Genomic DNA, 24264 nt, shown 5'->3' with positions numbered 1-24264 from the left:
CGCGTCAGATATCACCGGCGATCGCGTCCTCTTCGAGCAGCGTCTGTAGTTCGTCGTCTGAGAGCCCGAGTTTATCACGCAGAACGGAGCCGGTGTGTTCACCGAGAAGCGGCGGCCCCGAACGGATGCTCTTGGGCGTCTCGGAGAGATGGAAGGGATGGCCGTGCATCATCACCTCACCGATGTTCGGGTCGTCGTACTCGAAGACGTACCCGCGCTCTTTCGCCTGTGGGTGCTCGACGACGTCGCTTACCTCGTTGAGCGGCCCGTTCGGACACCCGATCTCATCGAGGACCTCACGCCACTCATCGGTCGTCCGCTCTTTGAGTGTGGGCCGGAGGACCGTCATGATCTCCTCGTAGTTCTCCTGGCGTTTCTGTTGTGTATCGTACTCCGCGAGATCTGGCGCCTCGAGTACGTCCGTAGCGAACTCCTGCCAGCGCCGAGCCGGTACGTTGATGACCATCTGTCCGTCGGCGGTCTCGAATAGTTCGTACGGGACGCCGGTTTGATGGCGGGTTCCGCGCGGGTAGGGGTTCTCGCCGTTGATACCGTACATCGTAAGGTACTCTTCCATGAACGAGACGATCGTCCCGAAGAGGCTCGTTTCGACCTTCTGTCCCTCGCCCGTTCGTTCGCGGTGGTTCAGCGCGGCGAGGATGCCGATGGTCGTGAACAGGCCGGCACCGATATCGCCGATCGCCTGTCCGACCTTGACGACTTCACCGTCCTCGGTTCCGGTTACACTCATCAGTCCCCCTTCCGCCTGCATGACTAGATCGACGCCCTTCCGGTCCTTGTAGGGGCCTTTCTCCCCGTATCCCTTGACCGACGCGTAGATGAGCCCCGGATTGACCTCCTCGGAGAGGTATTCGTATCCGAGCCCCAGACGTTCGAGGACACCGAGGCTGAAGTTCTCGACGAGGACATCCGCTTCGGCGATCAGATCCTCGACGAGTTGTCGTCCCTCGTCGGTTTTCATGTCGATCGTGACGCTCTTTTTGTTTCGGTTTCTGGGGATGAAGCTGACCCCCATCCCTCCCTGTTCGGGGAAGCTGTGACGTTCCGCGTCGCCGACGCCCGGTCGCTCGACTTTGATTACCTCGGCACCGAGCTCACCGAGGATGTTCGTACACCAGGGGCCTGCACGAAACCGAGAGAAGTCGATAACGGTGACATGCTCGAGTGATCCTTGTGTCATATACGTTCCTGTCTGTGAGCCCCCGTATAAAGAAGATTTGCCTTCGTGGTTTCTGATCGGTAGTCTAAACCGGAGCGTATTGCTCGTGTCGGGTCTTAGGTAATAAAACCGGGAATAGAGGGTTAGGAACCGGCTATTCGAGCGTCCCCGCTTCCCTGTACTCCGCACCCAACTCGACGTAATGTTCCTGTATCCGTTCGATTTCTTCCCGGTGTTCGTCGGTCAGCGGCTTCGTTTCGGCGGGCACACCGTATGCCATGTGCCCTTCCGGGATCGTCTGATCGTGGTTGACGAGACAACCTGACGCGACGAGACAGTTCGGCTCGACTGTCGCCCCCTCGAGGACGGCGCTGTGGATCCCGACGAGGGAATCGTGTCCGATCTCGGCGTAATCGACCACGACGTTGTGACCGACCGTGACGTTTTCGCCGAGCGTCGCGCCGTGGATCATCGAGAACTCCTGTACGTTCGTTCCCTTGCCGACCTTGACACCACCTCCATCGCCGCGTAAACAGACGAACGGCCACACGCTCGCGTCCTCCTCGACGGTGACGTCGCCGACGAGATACGACATCTCCGAGACGAACGCCGAATCCGCCGATACCGGTCTCGCATTTCTGATGGATCGTTCCATACCACCGTGAGCCACTCCCAAGAACTTATAACCACCTGTCGATCGGGCGGGCGACGGCCCCGTCCCGTATCCGAATCGGGAGACACGAGAACCCGACGACCGCCCACGCATCGAAGTCGGCTCCGTTCGAAGCACTCCCGGAGGGATCGCTGAGCAAACGTATTAATATCCGCCCGTTCGATCGGGCCGGTATGGAGTATACGACACTCGGCGATACCGGGATGGAAGTCAGCCGTATCTGTCTCGGCTGTATGAGCTTCGGATCGAGCGACTGGCGGGACTGGGTACTGGACGAAGAGGAGAGTTTTCCGATCATCGAACGGGCGATCGATCTGGGTATCAACTTCTTCGATACCGCGAACATGTACTCGGAGGGCGAATCCGAACGTGTACTGGGAACCGCCCTCGAGGGGTACGACCGCGACGAATTGGTCGTGGCGACGAAGGTGTACAACCCCGTCTCGTCGGATCCCCATCCCAACGAGACAGGGCTCTCGCGCAAGACGGTCGATCAGGAACTCCGGAACAGCCTCGGCCGTCTCGGTATGGAAACAGTCGATCTCTACCAGACCCACCGGTGGGATTACGGGACGCCGATCGAGGAGACGCTTCGCGCGCTGAACGACGCCGTACGTCGGAACGATGTGCGATACATCGGAACGTCGTCCCAGTGGGCACATCAGTTCGCCAGCGCGCTCCACGCCAGCGACCGGCTCGGACTCGAACGGTTCGTCTCGATGCAGAACCACTATAATCTCGTCTACCGCGAAGAGGAACGGGAGATGATCCCGCTCTGTAACCGGGAGGGGATCGGCGTTATCCCGTGGAGTCCCCTGGCCCGCGGGTATCTCACCCGACCACACGAGCAGTTCATCGAAACCACCCGCGGCAAATACATGGACAACACCCGCTTTGCCGACCGGATCGATACGTACCGTGCGAACGGCGGCGACACGATCAACGAACGTGTCGAGGAGATCGCGACCCGAAAGGACGCGACGATGGCACAGATCTCCCTCGCGTGGCTCTTACACCAGGACGCCGTCGACGCGCCGATCATCGGAACGACCAGCGTCGAGCATCTCGAAGAGGCAGTCGCGGCGCTGGAGATCGATCTCTCCGATAGCGACATCGAGTATCTCGAGGAGCCGTACGGTCCCGTAGGGATCGACGGACACGAGTAGTAGCCCCGGAAAGATATCAACAGTATAGAACACAGTAGCTTGATTACGGAGGAGGTACAACCGTCAAGCATGGGCAGTGATAACACATCGAAAAAGAAGATCAAATCGACACAGAAGGCGTTCGACATTATTGACGCGATAGCGGAGAGCGAGAAGCCGAGCGTTACCGACATCGCAAACGAGGTCGAGTACTCCCGGAGTACTGTCCACTATCACTTACAGACGTTACAGCAGGGACGATACGTGATCCGCGACGAGGAGGGGCTACGTCTCGGCCTCCGGATGGCGCGCTTCGGTGACCTCGCACTCCGGAAACATCGGCTCAGCGGTATCGTTGAGGAGCCAGCCGACGAACTCACAGAGGAGATCGGCGGCGTCGCCCATGCTGCGGTCAAACAGGGGAACAAACTCGTCTGGCTATACCGCTCGGAAGGTTCACAGATCGGGAGTCTATCGACGGCCCTCGGCAAGCAGGCTGAATTACACTGTACAGCGTACGGGCAGGCTATTCTCGCCTATCTGTCCGAGGGGACGCTCGATACCGTTATCTCTGAATCCGGCCTCCCCGCACGTACCGAAAGTACCATTACCACCAGGGAAGCCCTCGAGGATCGACTATCCGCGGTTCGGCAGGTCGGGTTCGCGTATAGCTCTGAGGAATTCGAGGAGGGCATCGCGAGTATCGCGAGTCCGATCATCGATACATCTGATGGCGTCGTCGGGGCGATCGGTATCACTAATGTTGACAGTCAGATCGAGGATCCGTACATGCACGCCAAGGCCCGACGGCATTCCGACGAGATCGCGAGCAGGGTCAGGGACACGGCCCGGGTTGTAAGCGATAATCTGAACGAGACCGATTGAAGCATCCCGAATCTGTTCGATATCGTTGAACACGATGCGAACGCACCGCCTTTCTGCCCCGGTCGGCGTAACGACTATGTGAACACACTGTATGGTCGTTCGTATGACACACACTCTCGGTGACGCGGTCTACGGCTGTCTCATCGGCGGAGCAGTAGGAGACGCCCTGGGGGCGCCAGTCGAGGGGTGGACACACGAGCGCATCGAGGAGGAGTACGGGACGCTCGAGGAGTTCAAGCAGTACTACATGCCCTACTCGAAGACAGATCCGGGTTCGATCACGAGCGATACCGCACTGCGTCACTATCTCTGTTTGGCCGTCGTAGAGGCCGAGGGACGCGTGTATCCCCCAGACTTCGCCGAAGTGTTACGACAGCATCTCAATCCGGACAGAGTGTGGATCAACGAGGAGATCGTGGTCAAAAAGATAAGCGCCGGGGTCAACCCGTGGGATACCGGCCGTGGCACCATCCCGGACAACAAGATGACCGGAGCCGTTACACCGATCGGGATCGTCAACGCCGCCAACCCCGAGCAGGCCTACCAGGACGGACTGACGATCGCATCGATGATGCAGGAGAGTCCCCATCGCCACGCGTCAGCGGCAGTGGCGGCCGGTATCGCCGAGGCGGTTACGCCGGAGGCCACGATCGGATCTGTCGTCGGGACGATGATGGAACAGTCGACAGGTATCATCGAACGCGGGATGGATATAGCGCTCGGATTCGCCGAAACGTCCCAGTCGGTCGACGAGCTGGTCGAAACGTTGTACGATCAGTTTCTCGATTGGCAGTGGCCGGGCGTGCAGTGGGATCGCGAGAGATACGGTGCAGGCGAGCTATTCAGCGCCAGCCCGATCGAGACCGTCCCGACCGCCGTTGCGATACTTGCCCTCTGTGACGGGGACGTCAACCGTTCGATCATCGAGGGGGTAAACTACGGCCGTGACAGCGACGCCGTCGCGACGGTTACAGGAAGCATCGCTGGCGCCCTCCACGGCGCTTCCGAGATCAGAACTGGCTGGAAAACGCAGTGTGAAGAGAGCAACCGGGACTTTTTCGAGGAACTGGAGGACGATCCCGACGCGGATTTCGAGACCATGGCCGATCGGCTGAAAGATTCGATCGAAAGCGAATACCGAAAGGCCGCGACCCGGCGTGGGGAACTCGAACGATTACTCGGCGATACTGACTGAGCGGTACCTCGGTCTCCCGATCGGGAGGAGGGAGCCGACAGTTCGGTTCGAAAATGTCCCATTAGAGGCCACAGTTAAGTTTTAACAACCATAGTTGTTAAAGTTGCTATGCCGCCACCCCAAACCATTCCCTTCCCTGTAGTCGTCAATTGGTTTCGAACTGTTTAGCCTCCCTAGAATCGTCCGTAACGGTATTGAATTTCTCCCGATCGACCGAACAGTACTTTAACAAATCCAGCTTCCGTAGACAGGCGTATGGCCGGTGAAAAAGTCAGTGAACTTCTCTCGGAATACGGTCTCGGGGACTACGGAGAAGAACTCGAACGGCGCTGGACACACCCAGATCCTGCCAGGCGAAAGTCCGTGCGTGAACTCACTTCCGAGCTCAACGCGAAGATCGTCGAACGAACGATCGAACGGAGAACGGACGGGTACCTCCCGGTCACCCAATCACCGGAGAAGATCGCACAGATCCTCAAGACCGGTGTGTCCGATGCGACCGAGCACGACCGTGTGAACGCCACCGACGTCGTCGAGTTCCAAAATTGGCTGAGCGAGAGCGATATCGACCCCGAGAGGCTGAGGAAGGATCTCGTGAGTTATGTCACACTCCATTCATACCTGAAGGAACAACGTGAGGCCGAGTCACCACGCGAACGGCCGGATCTAACGGCGGAACAAGCCCGGGCGAAAAAAACCGAGACGATCCGGGAGATGCGGGACAAGTACGCTCGCTACCTCCAGGACCGGTTCGAACCGCTCCGGAACCGAAATCTCTTGCCGGAATCTACCCCCGAAATCTTCGTCGAGTTCAACGTCTCCTGTCCGAAATGCGGCGCCCGACACTCCGCGATCGAATACATCGACAACCAGGGCTGTACCGAATGCGACGAGCACACTCGCGATCTCCCGACCGATGGGAATCGCGAGACGCTCGATACGGACGAATCCGAATCCGAAACGACGTCCGGAAACGGACCAACAGCGGAATCATCCTCTCGGTCACGACACTCGTGACACCGAAAGTCGGCGATTCGGACTACTACCGGCCGATATCATAGACGGGACGTGTATTGGATTCCGGCCTGTCGTTACCGGATCGTGACCTCGCCCTGACTGGTAAACTCCTGTACGTCCTCGGCGAGAACATCCGTGCTATCGGTTACGTATTCGGGGAGCAACGCGACGAGGTTCCACCGGCTTTCGACCAGGTCCTCGAGTACCGAGAGAAAGGCGGTCACCCGCTCCGCATCGATCATTTCGATACTGTCGAGAACCACCACCGGACACACGTCAGCCACATCGTGTACCAGGTATCCGGTCAACGCGAGGATCAGCCCGATCACCGTCCGTTCGCTCTCCGAGAGATGCTGTAGCTTACACTCGTATGTGGCCCCGGATTCGCGTTTCCGGACGATATGCAACTCGAACCGACCTGTTTTATCGAGGCTCGTCCCGTTCCTCGCGGTACTCTCTATGTGTTCGATCCAGACGCGTTCTACGTTCGAGAACCCGAGCCGATCGACGACCAGTTCCATATGGTCGTTAAACCGTTCTGTCAGTGCGTGTTCTTTCTCGCTTACGATCCCCAATAGATCGTCCAACTCCCGCTCTACCTGCTCTAGCTCGGTTTCGATGCGTTCTTTTCGATCGATCCGGGATCGCAGCTCGTCGCACTCTGATTCGAGGGTTTCGAGTTCCGCCTCCACGTTGTTTATTTCGCTCTTTTTTTCGCCGAGTTGCTCGTTGCACGCGCTTATCTGTTCCTGCAGTGATTCGATCTCCTGTTTACGCTCGTTCGAACCCGAACCCACACCGGCGTCTCCCTCCAGTGCGATCTCGTTCAGTCTCGTTTCGATCCCCTCTAGCTCCTCCCGTTTCTCGTCGATGCGTTCGCGATACGTTTCCAGTTTTTCTCTTTCGTCCTCGATCTTCCCGTCCAATCCCGCCAGTTCGCCCCGGACGCTATCTAACCCTTCCTTCAGATCTCGTATTCTGTCTATTCGTCTCTCCTCGGTCGTGATGTCGTCCTCGAGGGAGTCGATCCTGTCGTCAAGCCGATGTATTTCGTCAGTCAACTCCGTGCGTATCGACTGGTACTGACGCGTTACGTCGTTAATCATTCCCTCCTCGGTCGGCTGCCCACACACGGGACACTGTCCGGAACCGCCGCCTGAATATCCGTCCGGCTCCGTTAGTTCGTCAGTGGGGTGAGTGTTCGAATTCCCTCGATCGTTCTCCGGTTCTGAGGTGCCGCCCGTGATCGTGATCGGCCCGTCGAGAACATCGTCAGAGAGCGTCTCTTCGGCAAAGGTTTGTAGCTTGATCTCCTCGTCGGCGGCTTGTTCCGCCACATCGATCAGATCGTCGACGTTCGCCCGAAACTGTTGTATCTGGCGCTTCTCACGCCCCACCTCGCGTTGTTTTTGTTTTCTCGTCTCGACCTCGCCTCGTAGCGATGTGACCAGAGTATCGAGATGACTGTGGTATTTTCCGGCACGGCTGTCCGGGTCGTTCGAACCGCTCGGCGCCTCTTCTAACTCGGTGGAGTCCTCTCGACCGTCACGGAGGACCTCCTCGGCGTCATCAAGCAGCGACTGTAATTCTTCTAGCTGACGCTTACGTGCTTGCTCAAACCGATTCAGGCGGGAAGTCTGTCTCGCTTTGTCGTCCTCCAAATCGGCGATCGACGCCTTGATCTTTCGTCTGCTCTCTTCGAGGTCTTCTAGTTGCTCGCTGGTTTCCGATCGTTCCTGTTTGCGCACCGAACTGAGATCGTCTTCCAGTGACTGGATCCGATCCTGGATCTCGTCGCGTTCTTTACACAGCGTCTCACGTTGCTCCTGTTTCCGTTCGATCTTCCGCTCGACCCCGAGGATCTCGTCTTCGGCCTCTTCGATTTCGGCTAATTGCTGTTCGAGGTCCTCTCTACGCTTCTTTCTATTGCTTTTTTCCCGTTCGATTTTATCAGTATCTACGGGCCGCATCAGAACGTCGTAAAGCTCTCCGCTCGATTCGACCGTCTCCCGAACCTCGTTCTCGCCGTGTAGAAACGCATAGAGATCGAGCAGTTCGGCCGTGTCGCTTTCTTTTACGAGCGGGTTTCCGGTCATCACGGTTCGTCCCGTCTCGTCCGTCGATACAACTCGCGTGAAGGTGTTATCGTCGACGTGTAATTCGATCGTACCCTCGTCACGCTCCGTTTCGGTATTCACTGATACGAGATCGTCGCGCTCGCTGCCGAGCCCGGCCATGAGTGCAGTCAAAAACGAAGTCCTGTTCGTCGCGTTTTCACCGACCAACGGGGTAATACCCGGCGTAAGCGTGCGGTCTGCGTGTGCGATCCCGCCGATGTTCTCGATGCTGACCTGCATCTCCTCGCCCGACTGGAGTGCGTCCGCCCCCGAATCCAGCCTCCTCTCGAGACGTTCTCCCGCCACACCATTCGTATCGTTCATCGTCTCACGTGTCCAGTAGAAATGGAGTCTGATAAAAGCTACCCTACATATGCGACAGTGTTTATCAGCTATGGGGAGACGGGCCTCAGCGGGCGTAATGACGGGATATTATGAAACGCGGGTACCCGTTTCAGTGATGGAGTCCGATGTTTGTATCTGTGTAAAAGTATGTGTATTATGAGTAGTATATTTGATTTATATATCAAAATTATTATACTCAAAGTCATTCCACGCCAGAGGAGATCTGGCAACGGACGGATTATAAGTCCATGCAAACGATACGATTTTTCGACTTTTCATACTACATAGATCTTCTGGCGTTTTATTGTATAGAGTCAATACAAGGATAGTTCAGAATATATCTGAAATATAAGCTGAAATAGCTTTGTATCAGCCAGTATAATATACACTAATTAGATAATTTAGCGAATATTGTTAATACCGAATATACCTAAGCCAAGATTACAGAACAAATATATGTAGAAAGGTAGGATAGTGAATACCTCGGTTATCCAGTGCTTAACCACCTCGGTCAGATTCGGCTACTATCAGATACGGGCCTTCCTCAGACTCGGGGGAAACGAAACGCTGCCAGCGTGTGAGGCCCTCGAGGCTCCCAGTCGTATCCGCCTGTCAAGGATGCCAGCTGAAACGACGGTTGTCGTCCCCGCCTGACGAACGAACTGCCGCAGCAGTATTGATATAGCAGCATATGATTTATATATTGGGGGAGAGACAGTCGGACGGCGGACCAGAACCCAAATCGACCGACACCGCGCGATTTTTCTGCCCGAGTGAGGGGATATCGGAACGAACAGATCCGAATCGTCAAAACGCTCTTTCCATGACTGTCCCGACGAAAGACGCTAATAAAGACTGATCCCGGAGTCAATACCGGATCGGCTAGGAGGACTGGCTTCGGAGGACTTTCCCTACCGTAGACCTTATCGATCGAGTGGGAACGAGGAAAGGACAGCAGAATACCGTTTCCGGTATTTTATACAACTGCCATACTGTCACTCGCACAACCGAGGGAATGCTTATCACACGTATAGGAGCAGTTAGGAGAGCAGTCGGACCATCGATGCGGACAGGACAATACGAAGACCGCTCATGCGTAGTATACTGTTGTTGAGCTGCTGTCTTGCGATTTTATCCAACATGGTTTCAATTCGAAGCGCTACGTGGTGATGCTTCGGATGGTAATGACGGCTCGGAATGGGTTTGTCGGATTTATACCTACAATTCTCTGCGGGGGAGCGTACAAGGATGTACACGACTCTATGGAGCGATCTGACAGACGCACCATCGAAACGGTGAATAGCTCGATACCTGTGAGTCACTTGAACACTATACGCTTTGATGATACGATCCGACTCGAGCAAAAACGATCTGATCACCTCGCCGATACGATCTGAATTTTCAATCCGGTCTTGGTTGCTTTCCGGCCAGAAACCGAACACGGGGTCGACACTCACCACCGGAACACAAAATCCGATCTCCTGCCCGATCTGTATATGAATATTCATGAAGTAATCGCTATCATACCTAACCTAGAAGTATTGATATAAGCCGGATTTAGCGAGAGAAGGGATGTAACTCGAGAGATAAGGGCCTTTATCGCCGTGTCTGACGTACTTTGATATGCTGACGTTCCGAAGGCCTGTACATGAGTAGCGACGAACGTGTCTCGGTACAAACGTACGTGCCCGAGAGCCAACGGAATCGTTGGCGGACGGATGCCGAAGCGCTCGACATGAGCCAGGCGGAATTCGTCCGGACGATGGTACAGGCGGGACGGCGCGGATTCGAATTATATACCGACGGCGATGATTTAAATACTGATGGCGAGAATACCGACCAGGCCGGTCTGGGGGACGCAACCCCAGGGGTCGGAGGGCTCAAAGAGCGCGTACTCGACGTTCTTCGCGAGTCGGAGTTCGCCGACTGGGACACGCTGCTCGCCGGAGTGACAGACGACATCGAAGAACGGCTCGAAGAGACTCTCGACGAACTCCAGGCGAACGACCGGATCAGATACAGCGGCCGCCACGGCGGGTACACGGTGGTGGACGATGAACGCTGAGGTGGAACGCGGGACATCGGGCGAGGATACGATCGCGTACTTCCTTCAGGAGATGACGTTTCACGGGCGGACCGAACGAACCCGATCCGCATACGAACGTGTGTTGCGCGGCTTCGAGTCGTTCCTGCAGGAGCGTGAGACGACGCTCGCCGAAGCGGATCGACGAGACTGCATGACGTGGGTCCACACGCTTCGGGCCGACCACGCCGGCAGTACTGTGGCATCGTACGCCGCCTACGTTCATCGGTTTTACGCTTACATGAGCCAGGTGGGGGCATTCGAGGCCAACCCGATGGCGCTCGTCACCGAGGAGATGGACGAATCGATCCAGACGGATCCGACACGCCGGGAGATCTCCGTTCCGGAGATGCGGTCGTTTCTCAGTGACGTGGGTCATCCGCTCGAACGGGCGGTGATCGGGACGCTTCTGAAGACGGGAATCAGGGTCGGGGAGTGCTGTAACCTCGATCTCCGGGACCTCTATCTCGACGACAGCGACGTCCGTTCGGCCTACTCGACCGCCCACCGTGGGGCCTTGGACGGCCGGCCGGACTCTCTATACGTTCCAAGCGAGCCGACGCGGGGGGAAGAATACAACGGCCAAGAGCGGTCCGCATCGAACAAACGGAAGCGTTCGACGGTGATTCCGGTCGATACCGAGCTGAAACGCCTGCTGAAGGCGTGGCTAGCGATACGCCCCGATACGACGACAACGGCGTCGCCGCTTTTCGTTTCGACTGACGAGTGGGGACGGCGTCTGACACCGTCGATGGTCCGAAATGTCGTCACAAAGCGGGCGAGCGAACGCGGCTGGTACCGGACAGGCGGCGACGCCGCCGAGAACGTCACCCCCCATTACTTCAGGCACTTCTTTACGACACATCTCAGGGATCGGACGGGAGATCGGGGGATCGTGAAGTACCTCCGTGGGGACGTCGCTACAGACATCATCGACACCTACACCCACAACTGGGGTGACAGGGTGCGGAGCACCTACGAGGCGAGCATATACCGGTTGCTCTGAGTGAACTGAAGCGGTCGTTTTCGGGAATCGACTTCACACCGAGGCAGAAAATTCCGTTTTATTTCGTTCGCATAAACTGTATAACGCTATATCAAATCGCCGGGCGGAGACGGTAGCTATCGCTTGGATCAAAGAACACAGGACCGCGAGGGACAGGCCGACGAGCCGAAGGCTACCGGGCCGCCGCGCTGATCTCGCCGCGAAGCAGATCGACGACGCTCGTGACGGCATCGTTGCGTTCGGCGGGGTTCTCCAATAGGACCGTCTCGCTCGGGAAGAGCCGTTCCCCGACTTCGAGGCCGTGATCGCGGGCGGTCGAGCCGGTGACGGCGAGATAGACCCCGATGCCGACCGAGGCGATGGCGGCTTCCTCTTCGCGACCGCCGGGATACCGGAACGAGATCCCCTCCATCACGTCGGAGCCGAGGACCGCCCGAACCAGTCGTTCGTATCGGGGCGAGATACAGAGCGGTCCCTCGTAATCCGTGAGGAACGACCGATCGGGGGCAGTGGCGACGTCCGGCGTCGAAAGCAGCGTGTGATCGACAGTGTCCCCGAGCCCCTCGACGACGCGGACGTCGGTGTCGTGGGGATCGATCCGGTCGTTAAGTTGATCGAGAGAGGACAGCGGTTCGGATTCGATACCGACGACCTCCTCGAGAACGAGATCGGCGCTGTCGAACCCCAACGCGAACGCGTGTTTCCGGAGCGCCCGGAACGGTTCCTCGCGACCGACGAGCTGGAGGTCGTACTCACCGAGATCGACACACAACGAGTCGAAAACAATCCGTCGGGGGTATCCCGGCCGGGTATCGCGTAACAGGGTATACTCCGGGGTGTACCGGTCGGTACCGCTGTAGGTAAGGAGCCGATCGTATACGTCCTCGCCGGCAGTCTGTCGGTCTTTCGTGACGGCCTTCTCGTAACGGAGCGTAGAGATGATCGTATCGGCCAGTTCTTCGATACCGGCGACGGCCGCGAGCCGATCCAGAACCACCTCGAGGGGCCGGCCCTTTCGCGGAACGGCGACGCGAATCGTCGTCATTACCGGAACGAGACGGGCCGTAAATAAAACCGGACTGGTTTGTATCGCTCAGTCCTCGTCGGCTCTCTCGCCGTCGACGGTGGTCTCCGTCTCCTCCGTTCCGCTTTCTTCCGTTGGCGAACCCGGATCGGCAGGCGGTTCGTCGGTGGCGGCGGCATCAGTGTCGCCAACCACGTCGCTATCGGCAGTCACGTCGACGGCATCGTCCGATGGGGCTCCACCAGAGAGCCCGCTCAGGGCGTTCGTCAGCCGATCCCGCATCTCCGCGACTTCCGCGAGTTCCGTCGAGAGGGCTTCGATGTCGGATTCGAGGTCAATCCGTTCGTCCGCTTCGGTATCGATCCGCTCTTCGACCGACTCGATATCGGCCCGTATCGCCGTCAGTTCCCCGTCGATGGTCTCTTCGATCCGTTCGTCGATCGAATCGAGGCGTCTATCGAGGTCCGAACGGAGCCCCTCGAGTTCCGTCTCGAGTTCCTCAAGCCGGTCGGTTGTCTCCTCATAGCCGTCCCTGGCTTCGGCGATGAGCGTTCGGGCGTCGCCCTCTTCGTCGATGAACTCCTCCATCGCGTCGGTGTAAGCCTCCAGGTCCGAGACACTGGACTGGAGATGTTCGATCCGCGCCTCGACGCTCGCGCTGGCGAGATCGAGCCCGAGGGCGTCACGGAGATCCATGAGATCGTCATCGTCGACATCCCCTTCCCGGATCTCCGAAGCTAGCTCCGAAACCAGAGAGCCCTGTTCGCTCCGGGGTTCTGCACCCGCCGGGGAATCGGCGTGTGTTGGCGACTTGTCAACCGATCCTTTGTCGGTCCCACCGGAGCCGGTGTCGGCCTCCTCGATACGTTCCTCGGGGGCATCAGCTGTCGGCGGCGCCGACTCGGACCGGGATTCGGCTTCGGTCGCGTCGTCGATTCCGAGCACGTCCGGGGCGTCAACGGAGCCGTTGGTCGATCCGACGGGCTCGGCGGGCGGCGTCTCGCCGGAGAGAGCCAGTTCGGCGGAATCGCGATCCGGCGGCGTTACGTCGCCGATCTCGGCGGCATCGAGGGCGGCGTCGATGTCGCTCTCGTCGCCGGCACCTCGCGGGGGATCGACGGACTCGAGCGTCGGCTCGCTCATAAACTTGGCCGCAGTGTCGGCGTCCCCGCCGCGGAGTCCGTAGACGGTCGTGTACTCCTCTCCAGGGGCGAGGGTCCGCTGGAAGACGATCCGTCCGTCCTCGACATCCCAAAACTCCGCGCCGTACTTCGGGTGGAAGCCGATGTTCTCGGGCGCGACATCGTCCGGGACGACGTCGGCGAGCCGGACGGAAACGTCGGTATCGCGCTCCGAACGGATCCGAAAAGCGATCGCCGGGACGGGGAAATCGTCCGGTTCGAACGACTTCTCGACGGTGACGCCATCGCTGGCCACCGTCGCGATCTCCTCGGGGTCGGCGTCGGTCATACAGAGTAATTCGATCGGTCATAAATAAAGTTACGCGACAGGTCGGACAGCCGAGTCGGTCGCTGAAGGGACTCAGGCCGTCGGGAGCGGCGATACTTCGGCGTTCGATCCGGAAACACGTTACGTACCCGGTGGGAAACCGTCGGCGGCGGATCAGAGGTCCGTCCGATCCCCGATCTCGAGGATCTCGAGCCGGCGAGGGTGATCGAATCCCCGAATATGGTCCCGGATAGCACAGGGATCGGCAGTGAGTCCCTTCCAGACGTCCCAGTGTGTCGGCACCAGCCGGTCGGCCCGGAGCTGGTTCGCCGCCTCTGCGACGGCGTTTTCGTCGGCATACCACTTCGTGTAGGCGGGCTCTCTGGTCTCCTTGTCGGGGATCATACCCGAGGAGCCGAACGCGCCGACGGTGAGATCGATATCGTATCGCGTACCGACCGCCTCGAAGGATTCGCTGGGGCGTGCGTCGCCGCCGTGAAAGAACGTCCCCGCGTCGTGTTCGACGACATACGAGACCGGAGTCTCGGCGTCGGGATCGTACGCCGGCTCGACGTGGATCGAAAGCGAGCCGACATCGAACGTCTCCCCCTCGGCTATGCCGACGATGTCGTCGGCGTCGAGGCCGTACCCGTCGATCCAACCGTCGGCGATATCGACGGCGGCGTCCGGACCGTAGAAAGTCGCGTCCGTCCTCTCGAGGATCGGCGCCTGCGAGGGCCCGTGTGTGTGGTCGGTGTGTTCGTGGGTCGCGAGCACGGCGTCGGCGTCGACGACGTCTTCAGGGGCAAAGGGGATCGGGATCATCCGGACGGTTCGCGGCGGATCGCCGGTCCCGAGATACGGATCGATGAAGACGGTCGTCCCGTCGGCGGCTTTCAGAATAAAGCCATTACAGCCGAGATACCACAGGGCGAGGCCGTCAGGATCGGCGTCGGCGACAGCTCGCGGCAGCCAATCTCCCCAGTCCGAATGAACGGTCATGGCGATCACTGCGACCGGAGCCATTAAAAGGCGGACGGTTCGCCCGGGAGAATAAATCCTCCGCCGCTATATCAATCCCATCCTGTCCGGAACTCCGACGGATTCGGCGTTCGCTTCGTCCCGTTCGGTGACGTCTCTGAGCACCGACAGGTGGGTCCCCGGGAGGATGTCGATACTGGCGACGAACTCGTCGGTCCGGATCTGCCCGTCGGGGCGATGGAGATAGAACTCGGCGATCGACCGCCCGGGCAGCACCTCGCGTGAAGAGCCGAACAGATCGGTCGCGGCCTCGTTCGCATCGACATATGCCCCGTCATCGTCAGCCAAAAGCAGCGCGTCGAGGGTTCCCTCGAACACCGCACCGAAAAGACGGTCGGCGGTCGGCGCTGCACTCATAGACGGGGAAACGGCAGGAGAAATCAAAAGGATTCGTACCGGGGAGTCACGGTGTTCCTGGAAAGTGTGGCCCTGAAGCGCGGCCGTTTTACGCTGCGGCACCCAACTGGATCTAATGAGCCACGATTCGGACGTCGAACGGACCGAGGGTGATCTACGAAACACGGGGATGGCGCTCAAACACGAGCGGACATGGGATTACGAACTCGACCGCATCGTCGAGGCTGTCGAGGAGCGGAGCGCAAAAAAGGTTGGACTGCAGTTCCCCGAAGGGTTGAAACGCCGCGCCGGCCGGGTCGCCGACGACCTCCGCGAGCTGTTGCCCGCGGATACGAACGTCCTGATCTCCGGACAACCCTGTTACGGCGCCTGTGATCTCGATACCTACATGATGCGGCGGACGGACGTCTTCGTCCACTTCGGTCACTCCCCGATGAAGGAATCGGAGAAGATCATATACGTGCCGCTGTTTTCGAACGTCGACGTGACGCCGATCATGGAGGAGTCGCTCGCGGAGCTGTCCGATCCCGATGAGCAAGAGGCCGTCGGGCTCGTCACGACCGCCCAGCACATGAACAAGTTCGACGAGATGCGCTCGTGGCTGGAGGACCGTGGCTACGCCGTCGAGACCCGTCGTGGCGATGAGCGGCTGACCCACGAGGGACAGGTACTCGGCTGTAACTACGCCTCCGCAGACGTAGACGCCGATCAGATCCTCTATGTCGGCGGCGGGAAGTTCCACCCGCTCGGGCTGGCGATGGAACACCCCGAGAAGAAGGTGATCATCGCCGACCCTGTCAACAACGTCGTGAAGATCGCCGACACGGAGAAGTTCATGAAACAGCGCTACGGCGCGGTCCACCGGGCGATGGGATCCGAGGAATGGGGCGTCATCTTCTGTACGAAGATCGGGCAGGGCCGGTGGGACGTCGCCGAGGAGATCGTCGAGGAGAACGACGACGCGTATCTGTTGACGATGGACGAGGTCACACCAGACCGGCTGACGAACTTCGGGTTCGACGCCTACGTCAACACCGGCTGTCCGCGGATCACGACCGACGACGGACCGCAGTTCAAACAGCCGATGCTCACCCCCGGTGAGTACGAGATCGCGATCGGCGAGAAACCGCTCGAGAGCCTATCGTTCGATACCTTCCATGGGACGTGGTAAAGAAAAGAACCCGGCGACCGAAACGCCGGAGGGACGGACGGCGGCCTGACCGCGTCCCGAAACGAGAACACTTCCCGCCGTAGAGGGTCAACGTGCTCCGGGCTGGAGTTACCGTGGCGGGTTACTCCCCCGGCGGCGAGACACAGACCTCCCCGGGTCGGGCCGCGAGAAAACGTCCGGGGATCGTCCAACCCTCGAAGTGGTCCTCGACGAGCCCGGCGAGGGTCTCGACGATCGATGACCGGGCCCGTATCGACGACCCGCCGATGTGGGGCGTGGCGACGACCTGCTCGAAGGAAAGCAGCGGCGAATCGGCGGGGAGGGGCTCCTCTTCGAAGACGTCGAGCCCCGCACCGGCGATCTCGCCGGCCTCCAGCGCGTCGATCATCGCGCCGGTATCGACGACCGGCCCGCGAGTCACGTTCACCAGGATGGCCTCCGAGTCGAGCCGCTCGAGAACCGAAGCATCGATCATGCCTCTGGTTTCGTCGGTGGGTTCGGCGGCGACGACGAGCGAATCGACCGAGTCGAGCAACGTCTCGAAGTCGACGAGTTCTGCTCCGGTCAGGTCGGTATCGACTTCGTGGACGTAGGGATCGTGGGCCAAAACGTCGGCATCGAACCCGGCGAGCAGCCGCGCGACCCGGCACCCGATGACCCCGAATCCGACGATCCCGCAGGTGGAGCCGGTGACCGGGATCGCGCTCGGCAGCTCGTCGCGCCACTGGCCGTTCTCCAGTGCCAGCCGTCCGGGCCGCAGGTTTCGGCTGACTGCGAGCAGAAGTGTCACCGCGTGTTCGGCGACCGAGAGTGCGTTCAACCCGGGAGTGTACACGACCGTAGTCCCGGCTTCGGCGGCCGCCTCGAGATCGACGTTATCGATCCCGGTCCCGACCTTTGCCACGATCGATACGTCACTCGCCGCGAGGACGCGGTACGTCACCGACAGCCGGGATATCGTCACGAGCACGTCGATGCCCTCGAGCGCCTCGATCAGCCAGTCCTCGTCGAGATCGCCGACGACGTCGAGTTCGATTGGCCGATCGAGCGTCCCCGCGAACAGTTCGCGGGGCTGGACGTCCTGATCGATCAGCACACATAGGGGTCGGTCATAGACGTCTCCGGCCATCTCCGAGGGCAGTTAAATTTGCTCCGGATCGGTAGTGTCCCACCGTTCGGAAGGCTTCGGACGGTCGGAGATCGGTTTTCACGGCGTTCCGTGATCCGTCTCGGCCGCCTCAAGAAACCCCTGCCGACGGAGTCGCCGGTCCCACTGCCGTAGGAACGGTCCCACATCGAGGCCGGTCGCATCGTGTCGGCGGACGGCCGCCCCCCGTACGCACTCGATGGGGATCCACGCGTCGCCCTCGATCCGGAAGACTATTTCCGGATCCCGTGCGTTCGAACCCCGTCCGGTAGTCCGGTGAGCGACGCTGAGCCGGGTCGGCCCTACTTTCTCGAAGACGAGATCCTCACAGCCCTCGACCGTGACGGTGACCTGTTCGTTCGGGGCCATCGAGTCGATCGAACCGACCCCGGTGTGTCCCAGAATCGCTTTCGCTGTCTCCATACGTTGGCTCTACGGTGCGTGGTTGCCCCATCCGGTATAAACGTCGGGATGAGATGGAACCGCCGGCGTCAGAGATACTCCCGCCGGATCGCTAGCCCGATCCCGACGGCGACGACGCCGACGACCACGAGCAATACCGACTGCCACGTCACCGCGCTCAGGGTTCCGGTGACGAAGGCGACGAGGAACTCGCCCATCCCCGGCGGCGCGTTCGAGGCGTCGAAGGTTGCCCGGAACCGTCCGGCGGCGACGGTCGATCCGACGGCGCTGACCGCACCTGCAAGAAGCGAGACTGCGCCGATCTCGATGGCGGCTATCGACCGGGGCGCGAGGTAGCCGATCCCCCCGGCGATCACAACCGCGAGGACAGGGAGCACCAACGAGAGCGTACTCACGATCGAGACGCCAGTCCGGGCGGTCTCGAGGGTCTCGATCTCCGCGTCCCCCATCTCGTTGCCGGGACCGATCGTCTCGGGGAACTCCTCGTCCAGCCCGGCTTCGACGATCCCGACGAAGGCATCGGCGAAGTTCCCGCGGGCGGTTTCGACGCTCTCGGTGTACTCCTCGTATGTTATCTCGCCAGTGAGGGCGTCGATCCGGGCGGTCTGGAGCGTCCGGACGGGGTCTTCGAGTTCGGCCTCCGGACCCTCGAACTCGCCTTCGAGCTGGGTGTCCATATCGGCGAGCATCTCCTCGCGGATGTCGTCCATCGACTCATCGAGTCGTGCCTCCAGTTCCGAATCGCTCAGTTCCCGCTCCGTTCGCTCCTGAATACCGGCCTTCTGCTCGGCTCTGAACTCGGCGCGGCGGTCCTCGAAGGCGTCCCGGCTCTCGGCCATCCGCTCGATCTCGGCCCCGAACGGCACGTCTGTGTCGGCGAAATCGATCGTTTCGGCGTCCTTCCGGACCTCGGTGAGCATCCGCTCTTTCAGCGGATCCGTATCGAAGCCGAGGGCGGGTTCCGAACGTTCGCCGTGAAGATACGCGTACATCACGTCGATGTTCTCTTCGCCCTGTGATCTGACGTACTCGTCGGTGAGCGCGGCCCGAAGAAGCTCCGTTCGGGAGCGCTCGAGAGGCCACTCCGAGCCCGCCGCTCCGCCCCCGCTGCTGATCTCGGCACGGAGCTCTTCGGCGAGGCCACCGTAGAGTCCCGTCTCCTCCGCTTTGTCCTGTGCGAACTCGGAATCGAGCGCCGTCCGATCGAACGCGACGGCCGCGTTGCCCGCAAGGAGCGCGACAAAGAGGAGGACCCCCAGGGCGACCAGCCCAACCCTCCGTAAGGTATCCATACGGTTCCCATTAGACGGCGGATATTAAATATTCGTACGGCCACAGTCCCCACGCCGCCACCGGAACGTTGAGGGAAAGCCGGGACGAGTGTCAGCCATGCTCGAAGGTTTCCGGGCGGTTCTCCGGAACGCGTGGCCGGTCCTCGGCTCGATCTATCTCCTCTATCTGGCGCTGCAGGCGCCGCCGGTCCGGTACGTCGGGATCGTCGGGCTCGCGATCGTGCTCCCGCTTCTGTTCGGCTGGGCGCTGGGCCGGCTGTTCGGAGTCGGCCCGTGGGCCGACGGCGAATCGACCGATTAGGGTTTGTGCGTGAAGATGAACGCCCGCTCGTCCTCGACGCCGACACAGAGATCGAGCTGTTTCGAGAGATTGAGGCTCGTCGGGTTCTGCTTGCAGACGACGAGGTCGTCGAACGGTTTTTCACACGCCGGACAGGCGACCGAGACGGTGTTCTGGTAGGTCTTGATCGCGGGGTTCTCCTCGCGCGGCGTCAACGACGCCAGAAGTTCGTCGGTATCGAGATCCATACGGAAACCACAGGGCCGATCCTCTTCAATCTCGCGGGGCGTTGTTTTCGACCGTCCGGCATGAACTCGAACACTGAGTCGGTCCGGGCGTTGATGTCCGGGGAGATCGAAAGATTGGATAATGAGTGACCGTGGCGTCTCCAGCCCGCTCGGCGTGATACTCCTTTTGGGGATCACGGTCGCCGCGGTGACGGCGCTTCTCTCGACCGGCGGGGTCGTACTCGAGGACACTCGTGGGACAGCCGAGCGATCCCAGGCGGAAAACGCGATGGCGCAGTTCAGCTCGAAGGCCAGCCTGGTCGGGCTCGGCGAATCGGGCGCCCAGCGGTTCTCGCTGGGTCGAATTTCAGGGGGTAACGTCCGGATCGACGACAGAGCGGGGAACGTCTCGGTGTACGCCAACCGGTCGGGCGAGCGGATATACGTCGGGAACGTTTCGATGGGGGCGATGATCTATCGAAACGGCGACACGGAAATCGCGTATCAGGGCGGCGGCGTCTGGGACCGAACCGACGGGTTCACCCGTATGGTATCGCCGCCGGAGTACCACTACCGGGCCGACACGCTGACGTTTCCCATCATAAACGTCACGGGCGACGGGACCGCAAGCGGCGACGTCCGGGGACGGGTCACCGCCGACGCGAACGGGCGCTCGCTGTACCCGAACGCCACCGCGGACGAAACGTTCGTCAACCCGCTCACGAACGGGACGGTCTACGTCGAGATCGAGAGCCAGTACTGTCGCGGCTGGGAGTCTTTTTTCCGCGAACGGACCCAGGGAGGACTCGATCAGACCTGTGAGGGGGGCGACGAGGACACGGTCGTCGTCGATCTCTCGGTCGCCTTCGATCCGGTCTTCGGCGCGGCGGTGACGGCGACGGCGATCGAAGATACGAGCAACGGGAACGGCAAAGAGAAAGTAAATATATCGAGCTACAGGGAAGGGGTTACAGCCCCCTCGGCGAGCAGCCGCATCGAAGAACGGATCGAGGCGTGTCTCCCGGACGGCTGCAGTTCCATCTCATCCGACACGCTCGACGGTGGCCCCTACTACACCGAAGACGTGGAGGACCTCGAGGGGGTCAACACGATCGAAACCTCCAGCGGCGACGACGTCGATATCATCGTAAACGATACCGACGAGTGGACCGATGACGGACTCGATTTCGAGGTCACTGGCGGGGGGAACGCGACCCTCTATGTGCGAACGGACGACACCATCGAACTGAGCGGCAGTTACAACGTCAACACGGACGGCGAGCCCGATCAGTTCCTCACGTACGTTCACTCCGACACGTCCGAGATACAGATCACCGGGAGTTTCACATACGTCGGGGGGATTTACGCGCCGAAGTCGAGTTTGAGTGGGGATCAGGGGGACAACGAGTGTGACGGCGACGGGGGCGGCAACATCGACGTCACTGGTTCGCTCGTCGTCCAGGACTTCTGTTTCCAGAACGGCGAGTTTACGCACGACGGCAGCATGGACGATCTGGAGGTCGATCTGGACCTCGATACGGTGAAGTACCTGCACGTGAGCGAAAACCGTGTCAAAATCGAGATGGAGTGACAGCGATCACGTCACGAGCCGGAGTTGGACCCGCGAGCGCGGGACGGAAAGCTCGTCGGTCTCGAAACTGAGCGTGGCGGTCGACTCGTCGTACGTCCAGTCGTCGTGGCGGTCGGCCTGCGCCCGGAGATATCCGTCCCAGGCCGTCCCGCGTGGCGAGTCGACGACGAGTTCCAGCGTTCCGCCGTCCTCGAGTCCTGGGTGGGTCGTCACGTTCGCGTTCGTGCGTCTGGTCTCGATCCTGACGGTCCCGTCGCGCGTTATCTCGGACAACCCGACCGATCGGGTCGTCCTGACGAACGGGAGCAACGATCGGTCCGGCTCGAGCACGAAGGGGGGCTCCCGCAGCATGGCCGAACCCTCCGGTTCCCCCCGGAGGATCGCTCCGGCGGCGTAGACGACCTCCGAGTCGCGCTCGGTGTAGACGAGCGGCGTCAGTTCCATCGTGTGGTTGACCGCGTGGTCGTCCGCCCGCCGGACCGTGATCGTCACCGGCTCCCCGTACTGGATCGTCCCGCCGGCGAGCCGCATCTCGGTGGCCCGGCTCGGGGCGTCCTCGCGATAGACGTCCTCGACGTTCGTCGCGAAGACGTCGAAGGCCTGTTCGACGTTGTTGATCTGTTCGGCGCTTTGTCTGTCGTCGAGCGTACTGAACCCGACCGCCGAAACGATACCGACGGTGGTGACAATCAACGAGAATATCAGGACGTATCCGATGACGTCGCTCACGGCGCGGTCGGTCCCTGTTCCGAGCCGCCGGTCGCTCACGTGGAGATCACCTCGAGGTTACCGCCCCCGTCGGACTCGATCCGGACCGGGCCACCCTCGAGGCTGCCGGCGTCGAGGTCCGAATCGATGCGGAACGGGACCGTCACGACCACCTCCGGGGCGTGTGTCCGGAGTTCGATCTCACCGTTGCCGTCGGCGTCGGTTGTGATCTCTATCGTATACCCGCCGGCGGCGGTTCGCCGGGGGAGATCGGTCCGAAGCGAGAGCGTCGAGACGTCGCCGGCCCGGACCAGCCGATCCGCGCCCGTGAGGTCGGCGGCGAGCTGTTGGCCGGCGACGGACAGTTCGTCCCTGGTGACCTGATCGGTCTGGCGCTCGATGAGCCCGCCGCCGGCGACGAGCAACCCGGTAAGCAAAAGCGAGGCGATGGCGAAATTCAACACGTAGCCGACCGTCACCGAGACGGCCCGGTCGTCGCTATCCATCGTGTTCACCCGGTGCGACTGTCACCGTCGTCTCGTAGCGCAGCTCCGGCGTGTCCATCCGGAGTGCGAGGTCGACGCTGTACACCGCGGGAGTGGTCTGCGGCCCGGTTGGATCCTCTCCCGACGCGACCGTCAGCTCGTAGCTCCCCCCGGCGTGGGTCCCGTTCTCGAAGGTGACGTTGCTGTCACCGTCGAGGGTCGGCCAGCCGAACCGACAGACGTCGCCGTCGATACGTTCGCCCGTGACGTCGAACCGGACCGTCCCGTCGGCGTTCGTCTCGCATGTAGCGTCGTCGACGCCGCCCTCGACGACGACGTTCCCGCCGGTTTTGTTCACTTCCAGCTCCGTCCCGTCGAGATCGATCACGAACGACGAGTCCGCCGTCATGTTGTCCGTATCGAGGTCGATCACGAACCCACGGACTGCACTGGCGTTGGTCTCCCAGCTCTCGAAGCCATCGACGTTTCGCTCCCGTATCAGACGCCCCTCGGTCGCCCTAGAGACGGTGGTCTCGGTCGCTGCCGCCCGCCCGAGGTTGTTGCGTGCGACCGCGGCGTCGATCTCCGAGACCCCGCTCGTGACGCTCCCGTTGACTGTGCCGAATCCGTCACCCTCGTCGGCCGCGGCGTTCTCGGCGTCGATCAGATCGCCGACCGCGTCCGTGACACCGGCCTGGTAGGTCAGGGCCTCACCGGCCGGATCGTCGCCCCGTGTCGCCACGTTGTCGGTGTAGATCGCGGCGTTGATCAAAAGCGCCAGGGCGACGAACAGCACGGCCAGCAAGACCCCGGCGACCAAAAGAAGCTGGCCCCGGTCACGACCGTTCATTTCCGCCATACGGTCACCTCCACCACGGGAACGTTGTACAGCTGGCCGTTGTCGACGTTCGGCGCGTAGAACTCGGCGTTGTCGAGTTCCCCGAGCCGCCGGTCGTCCGACCCGGTGAGCCGCGAGCTGTTATAAACGCCGACGGCCCGACTCACTACGACGGCGTTGTCGCTCGGCTCGCCCATCCGGACCATCGGCTCGACGTCCGTTCCGCCGTCCTCCGTCGCGTAGCGGACGTCGACGTTGAACGCGATCTGCCGGCTCGAGAGCGTCTCTGCCAGTGCTGCTCCGAACGGATTCGGTGGAGCCGCGGCGTAGGGCTCGTCCTCCGGGGCTCCCTCGAACGTCCCGTTTGCCGGGTCGTAGTACAGGACCGCGTCGGCGAGTGTCCCGTTTTCGGCCGCCGTTGCGAGCAGCCCCTCGGCGACCGCTCGCTGTTGGTTTTCGATATGCTGGTTCGACGTGCTGGCCGACAGTGGCGTCACTGCCGTCGCCTGTGTGGCGAAGATCAGCCCGCCGATGATGAGGGCTGCGGCGACGATCGCCTCGAGGGTGTGTGCCTGTCCCCGCATG

Annotated in this window: 24 protein-coding genes; 9 read left to right on the top strand and 15 right to left on the bottom strand. The window is 60.8% G+C overall.

All coding sequences use genetic code 11. From position 1 onward, the window contains the following. Positions 1 to 4: 4 nt before the first annotated feature. Both KM295_RS07770 and KM295_RS07765 read right to left on the bottom strand, forming a co-directional pair. The gene (locus KM295_RS07770; RefSeq protein ID WP_256029381.1) at positions 5 to 1201 is read right to left on the bottom strand and encodes a CaiB/BaiF CoA transferase family protein; all 1197 of its coding nucleotides are present in this window, start codon (positions 1199 to 1201) and stop codon (positions 5 to 7) included. A 133-nt stretch (positions 1202 to 1334) separates the two neighbouring features. After that, positions 1335 to 1835 (bottom strand): gamma carbonic anhydrase family protein, encoded by a 501-nt coding sequence (locus tag KM295_RS07765; protein ID WP_256029380.1) that lies wholly within the window; start codon positions 1833 to 1835, stop codon positions 1335 to 1337. A gap of 191 nt (positions 1836 to 2026) precedes the next feature. Here KM295_RS07765 and KM295_RS07760 point away from each other — a divergent pair, with 191 nt between their 5' ends. The 4 genes from KM295_RS07760 to rdfA all read left to right on the top strand — a co-directional run bounded on the left by KM295_RS07760 (position 2027) and on the right by rdfA (position 6095). Further along, positions 2027 to 3019 carry an aldo/keto reductase gene (locus KM295_RS07760; protein ID WP_256029379.1) on the top strand — a complete coding sequence of 331 codons (993 nt, stop codon included), beginning with the start codon at positions 2027 to 2029 and terminating at the stop codon, positions 3017 to 3019. A 69-nt stretch (positions 3020 to 3088) separates the two neighbouring features. After that, on the top strand, positions 3089 to 3883 hold the full coding sequence (locus KM295_RS07755) for an IclR family transcriptional regulator (protein ID WP_256029378.1): 795 nt from the start codon (positions 3089 to 3091) through the stop codon (positions 3881 to 3883). Between the two features lie 103 nt (positions 3884 to 3986). After that, on the top strand, positions 3987 to 5078 hold the full coding sequence (locus tag KM295_RS07750; RefSeq protein ID WP_256029377.1) for an ADP-ribosylglycohydrolase family protein: 1092 nt from the start codon (positions 3987 to 3989) through the stop codon (positions 5076 to 5078). A 255-nt stretch (positions 5079 to 5333) separates the two neighbouring features. Further along, positions 5334 to 6095, top strand: a complete 762-nt coding sequence (rdfA, locus tag KM295_RS07745) for a rod-determining factor RdfA (protein ID WP_256029376.1) — start codon at positions 5334 to 5336, stop codon at positions 6093 to 6095. Positions 6096 to 6169: 74 nt separating this feature from the next. Here the strand turns inward: rdfA and KM295_RS07740 are convergent, their stop codons facing one another. Further along, the gene (locus KM295_RS07740; RefSeq protein ID WP_256029375.1) at positions 6170 to 8536 is read right to left on the bottom strand and encodes an AAA family ATPase; all 2367 of its coding nucleotides are present in this window, start codon (positions 8534 to 8536) and stop codon (positions 6170 to 6172) included. 1669 nt (positions 8537 to 10205) lie between these two features. On the opposite strand from KM295_RS07740, the gene KM295_RS07735 reads away from it, so the two are divergent. Both KM295_RS07735 and KM295_RS07730 read left to right on the top strand, forming a co-directional pair. Then, positions 10206 to 10622 (top strand): DUF5805 domain-containing protein, encoded by a 417-nt coding sequence (locus KM295_RS07735; protein WP_256029374.1) that lies wholly within the window; start codon positions 10206 to 10208, stop codon positions 10620 to 10622. Next, a complete protein-coding gene (locus KM295_RS07730) occupies positions 10612 to 11646 on the top strand; it encodes a tyrosine-type recombinase/integrase (protein ID WP_256029373.1) in 1035 nt (344 codons plus the stop codon). The genes KM295_RS07735 and KM295_RS07730 overlap by 11 nt, the downstream gene beginning before the upstream one ends. Positions 11647 to 11818: 172 nt before the next feature. Here the strand turns inward: KM295_RS07730 and KM295_RS07725 are convergent, their stop codons facing one another. The 4 genes from KM295_RS07725 to KM295_RS07710 form a co-directional block, all read right to left on the bottom strand. Continuing rightward, positions 11819 to 12691, bottom strand: a complete 873-nt coding sequence (locus tag KM295_RS07725) for a phosphoribosyltransferase HisG-related protein (protein ID WP_256029372.1) — start codon at positions 12689 to 12691, stop codon at positions 11819 to 11821. A 48-nt stretch (positions 12692 to 12739) separates the two neighbouring features. Further along, positions 12740 to 14140 (bottom strand): coiled-coil domain-containing protein, encoded by a 1401-nt coding sequence (locus KM295_RS07720; RefSeq protein ID WP_256029371.1) that lies wholly within the window; start codon positions 14138 to 14140, stop codon positions 12740 to 12742. Between the two features lie 153 nt (positions 14141 to 14293). Continuing rightward, positions 14294 to 15121, bottom strand: coding sequence for an MBL fold metallo-hydrolase (locus KM295_RS07715; protein ID WP_256029436.1), 828 nt, complete (start codon positions 15119 to 15121; stop codon positions 14294 to 14296). A 66-nt stretch (positions 15122 to 15187) separates the two neighbouring features. Next, the gene (locus tag KM295_RS07710; protein ID WP_256029370.1) at positions 15188 to 15517 is read right to left on the bottom strand and encodes a PAS domain-containing protein; all 330 of its coding nucleotides are present in this window, start codon (positions 15515 to 15517) and stop codon (positions 15188 to 15190) included. 115 nt (positions 15518 to 15632) lie between these two features. Between KM295_RS07710 and dph2 the strand changes: the two genes are divergently transcribed. Beyond that, a complete protein-coding gene (gene dph2 / locus KM295_RS07705) occupies positions 15633 to 16688 on the top strand; it encodes a diphthamide biosynthesis enzyme Dph2 (protein WP_256029369.1) in 1056 nt (351 codons plus the stop codon). Positions 16689 to 16809: 121 nt separating this feature from the next. Here dph2 and KM295_RS07700 read toward each other — a convergent pair whose 3' ends face one another. From KM295_RS07700 to KM295_RS07690, 3 genes are all read right to left on the bottom strand, one after another. Continuing rightward, positions 16810 to 17784, bottom strand: coding sequence for an NAD(P)-dependent oxidoreductase (locus tag KM295_RS07700; protein WP_256029368.1), 975 nt, complete (start codon positions 17782 to 17784; stop codon positions 16810 to 16812). A 111-nt stretch (positions 17785 to 17895) separates the two neighbouring features. Continuing rightward, a complete protein-coding gene (locus KM295_RS07695; protein ID WP_256029367.1) occupies positions 17896 to 18258 on the bottom strand; it encodes a DUF6908 domain-containing protein in 363 nt (120 codons plus the stop codon). 68 nt (positions 18259 to 18326) lie between these two features. Continuing rightward, positions 18327 to 19550: a hypothetical protein gene (locus KM295_RS07690; RefSeq protein ID WP_256029366.1), complete on the bottom strand. Its 1224-nt coding sequence runs from the start codon at positions 19548 to 19550 to the stop codon at positions 18327 to 18329. 97 nt (positions 19551 to 19647) lie between these two features. Here KM295_RS07690 and KM295_RS07685 point away from each other — a divergent pair, with 97 nt between their 5' ends. Then, entirely contained in the window at positions 19648 to 19851 is a 204-nt protein-coding gene (locus tag KM295_RS07685; RefSeq protein ID WP_256029365.1) for a hypothetical protein, read from the top strand. Here KM295_RS07685 and KM295_RS07680 read toward each other — a convergent pair. After that, entirely contained in the window at positions 19848 to 20078 is a 231-nt protein-coding gene (locus KM295_RS07680; RefSeq protein ID WP_256029364.1) for a DUF7385 family protein, read from the bottom strand. The genes KM295_RS07685 and KM295_RS07680 overlap by 4 nt on opposite strands. 121 nt (positions 20079 to 20199) lie before the next feature. Here KM295_RS07680 and KM295_RS07675 point away from each other — a divergent pair, with 121 nt between their 5' ends. Next, complete coding sequence (locus KM295_RS07675; protein ID WP_256029363.1) at positions 20200 to 21648, top strand: DUF7289 family protein; 1449 nt, start codon at positions 20200 to 20202, stop codon at positions 21646 to 21648. Between the two features lie 6 nt (positions 21649 to 21654). Here the strand turns inward: KM295_RS07675 and KM295_RS07670 are convergent, their stop codons facing one another. Genes KM295_RS07670 through KM295_RS07655 form a run of 4 tightly spaced genes read right to left on the bottom strand, consistent with a single transcriptional unit; the run spans position 21655 to position 24263 of the window. After that, on the bottom strand, positions 21655 to 22416 hold the full coding sequence (locus KM295_RS07670; protein WP_256029362.1) for a DUF7289 family protein: 762 nt from the start codon (positions 22414 to 22416) through the stop codon (positions 21655 to 21657). Beyond that, on the bottom strand, positions 22413 to 22862 hold the full coding sequence (locus KM295_RS07665; protein WP_256029361.1) for a DUF7266 family protein: 450 nt from the start codon (positions 22860 to 22862) through the stop codon (positions 22413 to 22415). The genes KM295_RS07670 and KM295_RS07665 overlap by 4 nt, the downstream gene beginning before the upstream one ends. Continuing rightward, on the bottom strand, positions 22855 to 23700 hold the full coding sequence (locus KM295_RS07660; protein WP_256029360.1) for a DUF7261 family protein: 846 nt from the start codon (positions 23698 to 23700) through the stop codon (positions 22855 to 22857). Before KM295_RS07660 ends, KM295_RS07665 begins: the two co-directional genes overlap by 8 nt. After that, positions 23688 to 24263, bottom strand: a complete 576-nt coding sequence (locus tag KM295_RS07655) for a DUF7288 family protein (RefSeq protein WP_256029359.1) — start codon at positions 24261 to 24263, stop codon at positions 23688 to 23690. The genes KM295_RS07660 and KM295_RS07655 overlap by 13 nt, the downstream gene beginning before the upstream one ends. Position 24264: the final 1 nt, after the last annotated feature.

Origin of the sequence: Natronomonas aquatica (assembly GCF_024449025.1) — an archaeon.
In the GTDB taxonomy this organism is placed as follows: domain Archaea; phylum Halobacteriota; class Halobacteria; order Halobacteriales; family Haloarculaceae; genus Natronomonas; species Natronomonas aquatica.
The sequence above is the reverse complement of the archived record's forward strand: the minus strand, read 5'-3'. Positions and strand labels throughout refer to the sequence as shown.